11 protein-coding genes are annotated in these 15,166 nt (G+C 47.1%); all 11 read left to right on the plus strand.

Translation table 11 applies throughout. The features are described from left to right. Positions 1-61: 61 nt before the first annotated feature. The 11 genes from FHS19_RS15875 to FHS19_RS15925 all read left to right on the plus strand — a co-directional run bounded on the left by FHS19_RS15875 (position 62) and on the right by FHS19_RS15925 (position 15,030). Positions 62-751 (plus strand): class I SAM-dependent methyltransferase, encoded by a 690-nt coding sequence (locus FHS19_RS15875; RefSeq protein ID WP_183582725.1) that lies wholly within the window; start codon positions 62-64, stop codon positions 749-751. Between the two features lie 210 nt (positions 752-961). Further along, on the plus strand, positions 962-1,342 hold the full coding sequence (locus FHS19_RS15880) for a hypothetical protein (protein ID WP_246426580.1): 381 nt from the start codon (positions 962-964) through the stop codon (positions 1,340-1,342). A 638-nt stretch (positions 1,343-1,980) separates the two neighbouring features. Further along, complete coding sequence (locus FHS19_RS15885) at positions 1,981-2,892, plus strand: aminoglycoside phosphotransferase family protein (protein WP_183582726.1); 912 nt, start codon at positions 1,981-1,983, stop codon at positions 2,890-2,892. 176 nt (positions 2,893-3,068) lie between these two features. Next, positions 3,069-3,917 carry a phosphotransferase gene (locus FHS19_RS15890; protein ID WP_183582727.1) on the plus strand — a complete coding sequence of 283 codons (849 nt, stop codon included), beginning with the start codon at positions 3,069-3,071 and terminating at the stop codon, positions 3,915-3,917. Between the two features lie 343 nt (positions 3,918-4,260). Then, the gene (locus FHS19_RS15895; RefSeq protein ID WP_183582728.1) at positions 4,261-4,722 is read left to right on the plus strand and encodes a GNAT family N-acetyltransferase; all 462 of its coding nucleotides are present in this window, start codon (positions 4,261-4,263) and stop codon (positions 4,720-4,722) included. 488 nt (positions 4,723-5,210) lie between these two features. Then, positions 5,211-6,686 carry a sulfatase family protein gene (locus tag FHS19_RS15900; protein ID WP_183582729.1) on the plus strand — a complete coding sequence of 492 codons (1,476 nt, stop codon included), beginning with the start codon at positions 5,211-5,213 and terminating at the stop codon, positions 6,684-6,686. Between the two features lie 1,385 nt (positions 6,687-8,071). Next, positions 8,072-8,821 carry an alpha/beta hydrolase gene (locus FHS19_RS15905; protein ID WP_183582730.1) on the plus strand — a complete coding sequence of 250 codons (750 nt, stop codon included), beginning with the start codon at positions 8,072-8,074 and terminating at the stop codon, positions 8,819-8,821. A 214-nt stretch (positions 8,822-9,035) separates the two neighbouring features. Further along, positions 9,036-9,524, plus strand: a complete 489-nt coding sequence (locus FHS19_RS15910) for an ATP-binding protein (RefSeq protein ID WP_183582731.1) — start codon at positions 9,036-9,038, stop codon at positions 9,522-9,524. A 624-nt stretch (positions 9,525-10,148) separates the two neighbouring features. Then, positions 10,149-11,981 (plus strand): cache domain-containing sensor histidine kinase, encoded by a 1,833-nt coding sequence (locus FHS19_RS15915; protein ID WP_183582732.1) that lies wholly within the window; start codon positions 10,149-10,151, stop codon positions 11,979-11,981. Continuing rightward, complete coding sequence (locus FHS19_RS15920) at positions 11,978-13,576, plus strand: response regulator (RefSeq protein ID WP_183582733.1); 1,599 nt, start codon at positions 11,978-11,980, stop codon at positions 13,574-13,576. Before FHS19_RS15915 ends, FHS19_RS15920 begins: the two co-directional genes overlap by 4 nt. A 113-nt stretch (positions 13,577-13,689) precedes the next feature. Continuing rightward, positions 13,690-15,030, plus strand: coding sequence for an ABC transporter substrate-binding protein (locus FHS19_RS15925; protein ID WP_183582734.1), 1,341 nt, complete (start codon positions 13,690-13,692; stop codon positions 15,028-15,030). The last annotated feature ends 136 nt before the right edge of the window (positions 15,031-15,166 follow it).

Consider the following 15,166-nt stretch of genomic DNA (forward strand, 5'->3'; position numbering starts at 1 on the left):
GCAGGATTACATAACTTAACCACGGAATATATTTGGACTAAACGTTAAAAGGAGGACGAATATGGGGAGCTATGACAGTTATGCGAAACAATATAACGATATGGTGAACTCAGGGGGGCCAGAGGGTTCCTATAGGTATATTCTACAACAACTACATAGTCTTTCTGATCTCGCCGACTTAAAAATATGCGACATCGGTTGTGGCCAAGGGGAATTAGCCTACCGTTTATCATTGCTTGGAGCAAAAGTAACTGGAGTCGACTTAAGTGACAAGCTTTTAGAGTACGCCCGTAATCGCACTAATCAAGTTTCCTGGGTCCATGACGACGCCATGTCGCTGAAAAAATTAGACGACGAAGCCTTTGATTATGTTGTTTCCAGCGTGATGCTAATGGATGTTCCGGATCATAAACGGGTGTATGAAGCAGCATATCGTATTCTAAAACCAAATGGAGTTATGATCTGGGTGATCATGCATCCTTGCTTTCAATCACCATTTAGTCAACCGTTAGGTGATGGTTCGAGGAAGATAATTCAGTATGATTCGCAATTTTGGAAATCAGAAGGAGTTGGTACGATTCGTTCTACTTTAGGAGCATATCATCGTCCACTCTCGCAGTATTTGAATGATTTTCTAACAGCCGGATTCTCATTAATCAGAGTCGATGAATTGGAACGGGACGATAATTCCGTAGACAAATTACCCTTAATGTTTGCTGTGATAGGAAAAAAGAAACATTTGGGCCAATAAAATCATAATTACTCACTTGTCATGCTCACTGGAAACGATAGTACGAACAGCCTGGTCGACCCATTAATAACCGCTACAAGGTATATCACCTACAGGAGACATCAGATAGTCTCTTGTGATGTGACAATCCAGAGCGAGAGTTTTCCTGTTTCGTTCATTAACGAAGACGATAGCGTCGTACCAGTTATTTTGGTGGACAAGGCGGATATTGTGAAATATCAAAATGTTGATCTTGCTTCTCATCGCTCACAATTACATACTCAGTTGATACAAGCACAGGGCATTTACAGTCAAAGGAGCCGAGCGGTCAAATATACAAAGCGAGGGCTTTTTTTAGAATCCTTGATTTATTATCAGAAGTATGTTTTGAATCCACTTGTGGATGTACTTCGGCTAATTCATACACCATCCCAAGCTGACTGCTATCTGGTTCATGCGTCTCGTGATTTTCCTATCGAAGTGGTGTTAACCCTGGAAAAGCTGTATGGCGTAAAAACCGTGCAAGATATAATAGAAGGAATCAATTTGGCAGACGAATTGTTTTGTAATGCCGTAGCAGAGGCAGATTTCATGCTCTCACAAACTTATTAAAGCAAAAGCAGAACAGATTCAAACACATAAGTATCACAATTTGGCGATTTCATTACGCTAACGGGAAACGATAGCTCAGTGAAACCAGCAGAAGGCCGCCACCCAAAAGATCGGTAGCCTTTTTTAAACTAATCGGTAGTTATCGTAAGGTAACATTTTGAAAATTCATAAGGAGTGGTTATATGAAAGGGAGGTTTTATGAAATTATTGGAATAATATTTGTGATCTTCTCTGCTGTTCTGTATACCCTGGAACGATGTGCAAACTGGATTTCTAGTGGGCTATCCGCACAGGGATTAGCAGCCTTTTCTGGCAATGGAACTTTGAGTGAACCATGGGTTGATCCCAAAGATAATATTTTCGTTATCCCCTTTCTCGTCATTGGAATTGTTGCGTTCTTGTATGGATTCTTTAGGAATTTTATTAACCGAAGTCATTGAGCTAACGGGAACGTTAGTTCAATTTGTTGAGCAGGCTACAAGTACTTATGATGTGCTTATTAATTTGTAATTCGATTTCACCATAAATTATCCCCTTACTAATCAGATGAATGTTGGAATTGGGCGAAACAGGGTTTTACAACACCTTATGTCGAAGAAGAGAGGAAGTAGACTACTTTCTGAAAGGAGTCATTTGGTATGATTGTAATCCCTGACATTTTTATTGAAAGAATGCACGAACTACACGGTAAACAAGGCGTAATATGGTCGGAAGCGTTGCCTGAGTTGATTGCCGACTGTGCAAGCCGTTTCGACTTTACCCCAGAAGCTCCGTTTTCCGATTTATCCTATAACTTCGTGATCCGAGTAAAGCGCAGCAATGGGAAGCCCGCCGTCCTTAAATCATCTTTTATGAAAGACGAGCTTTCTAGGGAAGTTAGTGTTCTTCGTGCATATGAGGGCCGGGGGGCGATTCATGTCCTAGATGCAGACAAGGAGTGGGGCGTGGCCCTGCTAGAGAGTGCCGACCCTGGCACACCGTTGTCATCAATCGAGGATGATGCGCGTGCGACGGGTCTCTTTTGCGAAGTATTTCGCCGCCTTCACCTTCCTGCGCCAACAGGTAGTCGGTACCCGTCCATGAGGCAGCATTTTGCGGCAATCGAACGATACCGCGAGCGATTCGACGATGTGAACATTGCCGCGCTACTGCCTATGAACTGGGTGGAAAATGCTGAAGAATGTCTGGCGTATCTCATAGCGACCACGAGTGAGAATGTCCTACTGCATGGCGATCTGCATCATGAAAACATCCTTCGCCATGGCGAAGAACAATGGGCTGTCATTGATCCCAAAGGCATCATTGGTGACATCCATTTTGATACTATTCAGTATCTGCTAAATTATGAGGATCGAGGCGGTGACTGCGAGCAGGTTCTGCGGGGCCGTATTGCGATAATAGCCGATCGTCTCGGCCTGGACCCTCGCCGAATCGCAATGTGGGGTGTGGCGCGAGGCGTGCTTGAGGCTTGCTGGACGATTGAAGACGGAGGAACGGATTGGTACAGGGGCATACAAATAACGGAACGCTTTGCCAAGTGCCTGCATTGAGACCTATCCAAAGTGGGGGCTTAAAGGGGCTTATCCGCCGACCTTCGTTAAGCTAACGGGCAGGATACTTCCAATATATGCTAATATAAAATTAAATATTAGTAAGAAGAGAGGTCATCAGCAAATGAGGATTGTTGTAACTGGCGGAGCGGCTGTAATCAGAATGGAGGATCGTGATGTTACAGGACATCATAAATGAAATTATCACTAGGGAGTTGCTGCCCGAGCCGGTTACCCAGTGGAGCGAGTTGAAGGGTGGCACGATGAGTATGCTCGGTGTGCTAGGGACATCCGAAATGCCGAAGCGTTACGTTGTCAAAACAAATCCAAGGGAGTTAGTCATAAACGAGACTTGGTTTCTCAGGCTGTACGATGGTATCGATCTACTGCCATCTGTTCGGTATGTCGACCCGGAATTCCGTTATTTCGTCTACGATTTCATTCCTGGGGATACACGATATGAACGTGGTAAGAAAACCGCTCTTATGCACGAGCTCACGAGGCAGGTAATCAACCGGTATGTTCATCCGGAACCGGGTGATCACTATGAGCATGTGGAGTCTCGGGCCAATATGGAGGAATCGATTAGCTATGCCAGTTCGGTTATCGGCGCAAATCTTACGCCGGAAGATCATGAACTCGTAGCCTACATTGTACAAACCCAGGTGGAACGAATCGCCAACGAAGACAAATACGTGCTACACGGCGACTTCGGCGTTCACAATTTTTTGTTCTCTGAGGGGAAGCTGAGCGGAGTTATTGATCCAATCCCGGCTATTGGGCGTAAGCGGTATGATCTGCTCTATGCTTTCTGTTCCTCGCCGGACGAGCTGACGATGCCCGTACTGATACAAGCAATTCGCGAGGCGGAGACCATAGAAGAAACCGACAGGCGGGAGCTAATCGGGGATATGCTCGTGGCTCTGTACAGCCGATTATCTACATGCCTTAGATATCATCCTAAGGATTTCACCGCGTATTTCCAGTCCTGGTCTTATTGGACGTTACTCTGGAAGAACTTGTAGCTTTACATATTGAACTACAGGGAGACGATAGTTGAATACCATAAATGGATGAGCAGCGCTGCAGCAGCCTGCTCATTTTGTTAAGCTAAAGGGCAGGATAACGCAGAAAAACACGTCATAAAAAAGGAAATAAGAGGGGGTTTCAGGAACATGTAAATAAACCAAAATACTCAAATAAGTTGGTGATCGGAAAGTAGTAAATCAAAGTGCGATGGGTGGCGGCGGTGGAAATAATACAGTATTTTCGTTGGTTATTTTAAAAAAGAGTCGAGTGGTATGACGTTTACCGTTTCAGTTCAAGAAGAATTCAATTTCAATATCATCAGAAAATGGAGGGATAGTTATGAAAATTACCCAAACTACAGATTATGAATTGCTTGCACGCTTAAATAAACACATCCACGAATTACATGTAACGTTATACCCAGAGTTGTTTGTGCCATACAACTTCGAAAATATTCGAGAAACATTTAAGCAGTTGGTGACGAATGAGAATCGGGTTTATTTAGTTTTGGAGGATATGGGAGAAGCACTTGGCTACGCATGTGTCGAAATCGTCGAGTATCCCGAAGATACCATAACGAAAGAGAGAAAGTCAGTATTAGTGCATGATATCAGTATCATAGAAGGGCAAAAAAGGCGAGGGTATGGATCGCATCTTATGAGTCATATATATGACATTGCCAGAAGTAAAGGGATAGACCTGATTGAACTAAGTTATTATGCTAATAATAAACATGCAAGTGATTTCTATACCAAACAAGGGTTTGTGGATTATAGGAAAATTGCATACAAAAAGCTGTAAGTCTTTTTTGACGAGGCACACGCAAGACCGCATCTGAATAAATATCCAGTCCACCAATTGCTTGTTACGCTAACGGGAAACGATAGCTGAATAAAGCGGTCGACGCATCTAATAGTCATATCTTGTTCGAAGGACAAGAACATATTCCCATTGAGAGTCGCTATTATCGCGGCTTTTTTGTTTTATCGGTACAAGTTCTTGTCCCGAGCCCAGGACAAGAACTTGTAAAGATTGCCGTAATGGACAAGAACATGAGCCGATTACCGATAAGATAAGTATTTAAAATCCATGCGATCTCATTAAGTTAACGGGCAGGATAGTTCAACAGTATGGCGAATTCATTCAGTTGAGGCTATGCCCTGCTTAGGATCTCGATTAAAGAACATAGTTCAATGCATATACGAAGGCAGCCGGCCAGAAACAGATCGGCTATTTCGACCGACTTTGGGATCACAACGACCGAAAATAAAGCAAGAGGAGATCATGATATGTCCAACAGACCTCACATCCTGATTTTTAATCCTGACCAATGGCGTGCGGACGTCATCGGCCATTTCGGTAATCAAGCGGCGGTAACGCCGAATTTGGACCGCCTCGTGGAGACCGAAGCAGTATCATTTCGTAATGCTTTCTGTCAGAACCCCGTCTGCACGCCGAGCCGATGCTCGTTCATGAGCGGTTGGTATCCCCATGTTCACGGTCACCGGACGATGTTTCATATGATGCACGAGGATGAGCCGGTGCTGCTGAAGACGCTGAAGGACGAAGGTTATGTGGTATGGTGGGGCGGCAAAAACGATCTCATCCCGACGGAAAACGGATTCGATGCGTATTGCAATATCAAATACGTGCCGGAGAAGCGGCCGCGTCCGGAAACGAACCTTCACGCCGCCGACGGATGGCGAGGCGATCCCGCTGGGGACAACTACTACTCGTTCTATACCGGCAAACTGGAGAAGGCTCCGGACGAGGAGTCCTATTACGACGAAGACTGGGCGATGGTGCTCGGTGCGATCGATTTTATCCGCAGTGCGCCACAGGATAAGCCGATCTGCATTTATTTGCCGCTTCTTTATCCGCATCCGCCTTACGGCGTCGAGGAGCCCTGGTTTGGCATGATCGACCGCGACAAGCTGCCGCTCCGGACGCCGGCGCCGGATTGGGCGAAAAAGCCGAGCCTGCTGAAGGGCATCTTTGACCGGCAGAAGCTGCAGGGATGGACCGAGGAACGGTGGCGCGAGCTGCGCGCCACCTACTACGGGATGTGCGCGCGAGTCGACCATCAGTTCGGTCTCTTGCTGGATGCTTTGAAGGAGATGGGGATTTACGACGACACGGCTGTGTTCTTCTTCTCCGATCACGGCGATTTCACCGGAGATTATGGGTTGGTCGAGAAGACGCAGAACACCTTCGAGGATTGCCTGACCAACGTTCCGTTAGTCATCAAGCCACCGCGCGGCGTGGAGGTGGCGCCGCGCGTCAGCGAAGCGCTGGTCGAGCTGATCGACTTTCCCGCCACGGTCGAGGCGCTGCTGAAATTGACGCCCGGACACACCCATTTTGGTCGTTCATTGCTGCCACTGCTTGCCGGCGAGACAGATGAGCATCGGGACGCGGTGTTCGCTGAAGGCGGGCGGCTTCACGGAGAGACGCAGGCGATGGAACTGGAGAGCACGTCGATGAGCGTGCCGAGCGGCTTGTATTGGCCGCGAGTCGGCTTGCAGCAACTCGAGGGGCCCGAGCATACGAAGGCGGTCATGTGCCGGACGCATAATTATAAATACGTACGTCGATTCTATGAGCAGGACGAGCTGTACGATTTGAAGCGAGATCCGATGGAGGTCGATAATCGGATCGACGATTCCACGCTGGAGGACGTGCTGGCAGCGCTCAAGGAGCGGTTGCTGACATTTTTTATGGAGACAGCGGACGTGGTGCCGTTGAAAACTAACCGGCGGATGTGACGAATCCAAGGGATAATAAGCTAACGGGGAACCATAGTTTAATGCATTCACGGAGGCAGCCGGCCAGAAACGATCGGCTGCTTTCGTTCAACTAATGGGAAACCATAGTTGAATAAACGACTAAGACGAAGGTGCCGGCGCTGATCGGTAGCTTTATTAAGCTAACGGGCAGGATAGTTATATTCATTTTCTACCATAATTGATTTGAGAGACATGTTATGAATGCAAGGGAAATGTGTCATAATTATATCTATTTCGAAAAGAGGGTAAAGCGTGAACTTTTTCTTGAATCATACAGTTAGCGGAATTACAGCAAATCTAAAGGGAGTAAGGGGTATTGTTCTGCGTGGTTCCCAACAAACAGATGACATAGTTGACTTATGGTCAGATACTGACTTGTTAATTGTATTAAATGAAGGTGACAGAATCGCATAAGGATCAGGATTCCACAATTATTTATGGGGACCTTCATCTTAATGAAAGAATACCGAGTCCTGCTGAGTCCTATTCGTTCGATTCGTATCAAAGTAATAACACTTGGTTTAAGTTTTTATATGCAATTAAGAAATTTGCAAGAAATGATCATTTGATTGGGTTGCATCTGCTTCTTGACTTAATTCGGGATTATTTAGTTGTTGAGATGATTGAAAGGGACATTATACACGGTACGAATGTACATAGGTTTGGATACGAAGAACAATTGCCACCCCATATTAGATTGTCCCAATTAGATATTACAGACAAGTTGGGAGTTTTCGATTTTATTGCAAAACTAGCATACGAGTATGATAAAAAATTAGTATGCAATGTTAAAGGATATGTCAGTAGGTACTCCCAAGTTACCAAATTCCTTGAAGAGTCTAAGCAACACATAGCTTTCAATGAATAATCCATCGATCTTTTTGTATTGTAGCGCTTCCCGCTGCACTAACGGGGAACGTTAGTTGAGAACAACAAAATGGCAGCTGATCTAGAGGTCTAATATGGCAAGGACGCAAAATTTAAAACTGACTATATATCATCATTCCCCGGTCATAAAAGCTTGGTTATTATGTTTTTTGTTAACGGTGATGGTCGTTGCGGGCTGTTCGTCTTCAAGCAATTCCCATGACCGTTGGGATTACAATAAAGGTTTCATCGTCTCAAAAGAAAGCGGGAGAATCCTCGTGGTTGGTGACAAGCCGTCCGATTTCGAAGCCCCCTTAGCGAAATATTGAAAAACGCCAAACCGAACGCGATGTGGATTTCGGTTGAACAAGCCGATTACGACTCTGTGGCAGTAGGCGACCATGTGAGCATTAATTTTCCGAACGGTGGCGGTATGATAGACTTACCCAAGTTAATCACGGACTTGGCAATTTTTATAAAGCGAGGAGCGAATATAAATGAATTATATAAATCCACCAACAGAATCACCTCAAAATGTTACCCATAAAACATTTTATAGCGAACTGTTCGGTCATGAAATCGGTTATAATATCTATCTTCCGCCTGATTATGAACAAAGCGGAAAAACATACCCAGTCGCCTACCATCTTCACGGGTGGACGGGCAACGAAACAAGCGACATATGGACAATGGAAAAGGTTTATTCGAACAGGAAATCGATTACCGTTTTCCCGAATAATTCACCAGTTATCGAAGTGTTTGAGAATCTGCCGGTTGAATCTATGATTATTAACGAGTTGATACCGCATATCGACCGTGAATACAGGACGAACGCGACGCGTGAAAACAGATCGGTTTCTGGCTTTTCAATGGGTGGCGGAATGGCGTTCTATTATGCTGTTAAATATCCCGAACTGTTTGCTTTGGTGACTGCCTACGCAGGCACATACCACCATTATTATCACAAAGATTACCACGGTGTGGGGGAAGCGCCGGAAAAAGCCGCCGAGTTATATGAAAATATGATGAGAGAAGAGAGGTATTTAGAAGAAAACAATGTGTTATATGTGATAAGTCAAAACGCGGAAAAAATACGCTCTAAGTTACATATAAAAATTCATGTCGGAACGGCTGATGTATTGTTTTGCGATAATGAGATTTTACATTTATATTTAAATTCATTGAATATTCCGCACGAATATATCGTGTTTGAAGAAATCGGGCATGAGATGGTTGAAATATTGTAATAATCTGCTTATATGTATGTGAACCCCGTCATGGCAAAAACCGCCATGCCACCCCCATGCACTCCTGAATCTCAATGGCAAAACCGCTTTTTGATTAAGCTAACGGGCAGGATCGTTGAATCATTTCGCTGAATACCTTAGCATGGTGAATTTACTAAGTTCACGAATAGAACTTAGGCGAAATTCCCTAAATCAATCAAAATGAAGGTGTACAATGAAAAAACTTATTGTAGTCAATGGAACTATGGGCGTCGGAAAAACCACAATCTGTAAAGAATTATACAAGTCACTGGATAAATCAGTGTGGTTAGATGGTGATTGGTGTTGGATGATGAATCCTTGGATTTTTAATGAAGAAAACATAAGAATGGTTGTGAATAATATTACGTATTTACTTAGGAACTTTTTAACAAACTCTACATTCGCATATGTTATTTTCAACTGGGTTCTTCATCGTGAGGAGATCCTGACTGGTTTACTTAATCGGTTAAGTGATTTAGATTTTCAAGTTAAAAAGGTTACTTTGATGTGTTCAGAAGCTGCATTACGACAAAGAATGAAGCAAGATAATAGATCGAATGAACAAATTATTTTGAGCATCGAGCGGTTAAGATTATATGAGAGTATGGACACTAATATAATTGATACAAGTGAAAGTGCCATAGAAGAGATTCTCGAAAGAATAAAAGAAATAATAAATTGAAAATTAATTTTGAGAAGAGGGGAACATCACCTAATACATAATTCACGCATCGGTCATGCATCAGAGTTCATTGCGCTAACGAAAAACGAAAGTTGAATAAACGACCAGGAAGAAGCTGCCGGTGCTGATCGGCAGCTTCATTACGCTAACGGGCAGTTAAATTCCAACATGGGGTATCATATTGTGAGTAATTTGTTTGGTACCATTACTTGTTTCATTGGATTATGTAGAAAAGATTAACATAGCGGAAAAGATAAATACAAAGACAAGTGCGGTCCATTGAAAAGGTTAATTGTCACTTTTAGAGTGAAATTGCTTTCTGATCTGATACATGAGCAGAAATAAAAAAAGGACCTCCGAGCGAAGTGGAAGTCCTTTTTGCTTTATGTACTGGCTACAATGATATCGCCAAATCTAATCCATTCCCATCTGCCTTGGCCTGGCACTATAACCGAGACCGAAAATGAAAACCAGTTGCCGAAGCTATTTTTGCTGTTAGAACTATTGTTACAAGGTTGAAAAAACAAAGAATTAGCAGAAAGTTGTCAACAATTGACCATGTTCAATGGCGTCCGATATGCTATGGTAGGTTCATATTCCCACGAATAAAGAAGGTTAATTCTCATGAGAAGACTAAAAGTCCTTTCCCGTTCGATTCGGGGAAAAATCTTGGTCTCTTTTCTTGTTTGCATCGTAATTCCGATCACGACGATCTTCTACAATTATTACATGTCATCGGGCAAAGTCGTGTTGGACGAGGCTCGACGCGGCAACGAGGAAGCACATCGCCAGGTGGTCGGCAATATGGACGATTTGACCGAACGGGTGTTAAAGGCCTCCAACCTGATCATGAACGATCCTGAATTCATTGAATTCTTGGAGTCGAACGCCGATTGGGAGACGAATTATTTATCTCTACGCCGCTACAACAACATTCAACAGAAACTGGCCAATATCCGCGACATTCTGCTGGGCAGCGATGCGATCATCGCGGTGATTGACGACCGCGGCTACGTGTATTCGACGGCCTCCGGGCCCAATAACCGCAGCAGGGAGAAAGCGCTGCTGGCCGCCCTGAAGAAGGAGGCCTGGACGGATGCCGCCATCGCGCAGAAAGGTTGGCCGGTCTGGCAATATCCGTATACCGGCGAGATCAGCAAGCTAACTGGGGTGAATGAGCCTTATTTCTCGTTAAGCCGAAGGATCGGTGGCAGCCAGTGGGAAGGTGCCGATCTGCTCATGATAGGCGTTCCCGGTTCCGTCTTTTTCGGCGCGCAGCCGAAGGGAGGCGGCAGTTTTCTGCTTACCGACGGGCAGGGCAACCTGCTTGGCGGCGTCTCGCCTATGAATGGAGAGGAAACGGCCCGACTTCTGCAGGATATTCGGAGTGCAGATAAGAGAACCTACGCGGGGACGTTTTATTCAATCGGGGATTATTCCGTAAGCAGCCGGGAAATTCCCCGGCTGGGTTGGCATGTGATTCAACTCGTTCCGCAAAAGTTGTTCAGGCAGGAACTAGGCGGTCTGCGCAATCAATCGATCCTTTGGCTGATTGGCGTCTCCTTCCTGTTTTCGATCGTGTTTATCTATTTCATGATTCGCTTCACGAAGCCGCTGCAGCAATTGGTCCGTTCGATGAATCGGTTGGGCGAAGGTGATTTGCAGGCCTACGTGGAAGTGCGCGGGGACGACGAGATCGCCATTGTGGGCAAGCACTACAACCGAATGCTGAAGCGGTTGCAGCAGCTGATCGGGCGGTTGTCCAAGGAGCAGCAGCGCAAGGAGGAGGCGCGGTTTCAGGCGCTTCAGGCTCAAATCAATCCACATTTCCTGTTCAACACGCTAAATTCCATCAAATGGATGGCTGCTTTGTCCGGCGCAGAGCATGTCAGCGGGATGATTACCAATTTGGGCCGGCTGCTGGAATATACGATGAGAACGCAGCAGGAGGTTGTCACTCTGGAGGAGGAATTGACCCATCTGAAGGTATATCTTGACCTGCAAAAAATTCGTTTTCATGAAAATGTTCAATTCAAGGTCGATATGCCGGATAGGTTAAGGTCCAACGCGATTCTAAAATTCACCCTGCAGCCAATCGTCGAAAATGCCATCATTCACGGCGGGCGAACGCCGCTGACCATCGACATCCAAGGCGAAGAGACGGAGCAAGGGTTGGCGTTGACTGTGTCCGATGACGGGGTGGGCATCGCCGAAGCGAAATTGAAGGAACTGTCCGGCCAACTGAATCAGGATCATTCCCGATATAGCGGCATTGGTATCCATAACGTAAACGAGCGCATCAAACTGCATTTCGGGCAGGAATTCGGCTTGCGGATGAACAGCGTCATCGGGAAGGGAACCGTCGTGAAGATCCTGCTTCCGCGTCTGGACCGTCCGGCCCCTGAGGATGGGGCCCCCTTCCCACGCGCAGCTGAGCGAAAGGAGAAAGATTCATGATTAGAGTATTGATTGTCGACGATGAAATCCTCGTGCGGATCGGATTGAAGACGATCATCCCTTGGGAAGACAATGGCTTTGAGTTGATAGGGGAAGCGGCTAACGGCGAGGAAGCACTGCGACTGCTGCGGGACAATCCATGCGACATCGTCCTGACGGATATTCGCATGCCCGGCTGCGATGGGCTGCAGTTGATGGAGGAAATCCGTAAGCTATCGCCGCAAACGAGGTGCTTGATCCTCTCCAACCACAACGATTTCGAATATGTTCAGAAAGCGCTGCGGCTCGGCGCGGCGGATTATATCCTTAAGCTGACGATGGAGCCCTCCGAACTGCTGCAGAAACTGAACTCCATGAAGGAGACGATCCTCCAAGAAGAGGAGAAATCGCTGGAGGCTTCACGGCTGGAGGTCAAGGTTAGCAGATACGGCAAGGAAGCCAAGGAGAAACGGCTGAGAGAGCTTCTGATCAAAAGGCAGGGCGCGCGCGCCGAGGTGAAGGAAATCATGCAGGAATTCGGGTTGCGCGCCTACGCGCCGCCCATTTATGTGATCAACCTCCGGCTGGACGAATATCTGAAGGTGCTGAAGCAAAACAACTTCCGCAGTGAGCATTTGCTACATTACACCGTCGCAAACGTCATAGGCGAGGTGTTCAAAAAATATTCCGATGGCGAGCTACTTGACATGGGCGGCGGCTTGTTCGCAATTCTGACCGACCGCTATCAGGAGGCGATGGTCCGCGATATACAAGATGCCGTTAACACTTTCCTCAAGCTGTCGGTCAGTGTGGGGATATCCGGTCCGTTCGAGGATATCCTGGACCTGCATCACGCCTACGACCAAGCGGAGAAAGCTCTCGAGTTCCGTTTTTACGCCGGGCCGGAGGCTCTGGTGTATTTTGACCGTATCGAGTATGCCAAACCAAATGAAATCGCGGCGCCGTGGCTTCAGGCGCAATGGGAGAAGCTGCTAGACATCCGGGACGGGACGGCGCTGTTGGCTTACTTGGATCATTGGTACCGCACCGTTCTTGCCGGTCCTATACTGCCCCCGGATGTAGAGCGGGAGAACTGGGTGCACTGGATCCATTTGATGGACGGTTTCGCCCGACGACTCGGAGGAGATCTGTATTCGGCACCGCTGCACGAGGAAATGTACCCGTACCATGCCGTACGCAGTCTGGAGACGTTGGAGGAAATCTACATGTGGTGCAGTGGCTGGTTGCCTGTGTATCTGGAGTACGTTAAGTCGCTGTCCCACCAGCAGGTTCGCCCGGAGATCCAGGTCGTACTTGAGATCATCAACAAGCAGTTCAACCAGCCTCTGAAAGTGTCGGAGCTGGCCAAATCCGTAGGTTTCACGGAGAATTACCTGAGTATCCTGTTCAAGAAAGAAACCGGACAAACGATCATGGACCATCTCACACGAATTCGCATGGACCGGGCCCGAGAGCTGCTTAAAGACCAAACGTACAAAATCTATGAGATTTCCGAGATGGTCGGGTACGGGGATTCCAATTACTTCAGCAAACAGTTCAAGCGCATGGAGGGAGTTTATCCCCTGGAATTCCGCAGGTTGTATTTTGGAAAATAGATTCGATAAGAATCACCCTGTTTTGCCGAGGATTAGGCCATGTTCTCCCTGGACGGGCTTTGTTACCTTATTCATAGCAAGAGAAACAAACCACTACCTGGGGGGACTTAGGAATGAAGCAATGGTTCAAAGGTATATTGTCCATGGCACTGGCGGCCACGATTGTGGTTACCGGTTGCTCGAACGGCAAGGAGAACGCGGATAGCGAAGCGACGGGCAAAGGGGGCAACGGCGGCAGCGATGTCGTTGACCTGACGATTTGGGGGGCAGTTCCGGAAGAGAATGGTCCGCAAACCGTGGTCGACAAATGGAACGCGGCCCATCCCGACGTTCAGGTGAAATATGTGCGTTATATCAACGACGATTCCGGCAACACGAAGCTGGATACGGCGCTTATGATGCAAAGTGACGCGCCCGATATCTTCTTTAGCTATGGGGAAAACAACTTGTTTCGCCGTGAAAATTCCGGCATGACGGCGCCGCTGGACGAGTTGATCAGTGCGCAGGGTTTTGACGTGGACGGAGTCATCGGCAGTGAAAACCTGTTAAAATTCAACGATCAGATCCACTACCTGCCGGCTTACAAGAACATCGACTTCGTCGTGCTGAACAAAGCCGCTTTGGATGAAATCGGCCAACCCGTACCAACGGACTGGACTTGGGACGAATTCGCCGACCTGGCGCTCAAGCTGAACAAGGACGGTCGCAAGGGTGCCTTTGTCACGCCGGGCGCGGATCTGCTGATCGGGAAGTTTACGCTGGTGTCCAGCCAACCGAAGGATTCCTTCTACACTGCGGAGGGCTTGTCGAACTTCAACAACCCGGCTATGAAGAAGGGCCTGGAAATCCAGAAGAAGCTGTATGACGAAGGCGCCATGGTCGGCTGGGGCGAAGGCATCGCCAACAAGCTGGATCCGGCGAATGAGCTTCTGACCGGCAAGGCGGCGATGGTTTATGGCGGCGCTTGGATGATGAGAAGCTTGAAGGATACCGACACGTGGCCACGCGACTTCGCCGTGGCGTTCGCTCCGGCGCCGCAATACGAAAAAGGCACGAACGTTAACAATGGCGGCATGAACGACTTCATGTCCATCAACAATAACAGCGCCCATAAAGAAGAAGCTTTCCAATTCATGTCCTGGTACCTGCAGGAAGGCAACATGGACATGATTCCGGGCGGACGCATCCCGACGAACAAAACCGCCGATTTCGACCAAGTGACCCAATTGATCGTAGGCGACAAGCAGGACGTCATCGACCAGGAATCACTCGGTAATGTGCTGAAGGCGGATTACACCTTTGCGGTCCGAGAGAAAGCGACGGCGTTCCCGCAAATCACCACGATTTCCAAGGAAGAAGCCGAGAAATATTTCATGGATCAGCAATCGGTGGACGACACGCTCTCTGCCATGCAAGAACGTGCCGACAAGGTGATCCAATCCGAGAGCAAATAATTCACGTGACAAGGCTAGAGATCACAAAGCAAGGCAAGGACCCTGAACCGGGCTCCTTGCCTTTTTGTTTTTAAGGGAGAATTCTTGACAACATCAGGGCATTTCCTCCCAGAAGGAATCGGACGGAAAACGCCAA

Origin of the sequence: Paenibacillus rhizosphaerae (assembly GCF_014192015.1) — a bacterium.
GTDB lineage: Bacteria > Bacillota > Bacilli > Paenibacillales > Paenibacillaceae > Paenibacillus_AQ > Paenibacillus_AQ rhizosphaerae.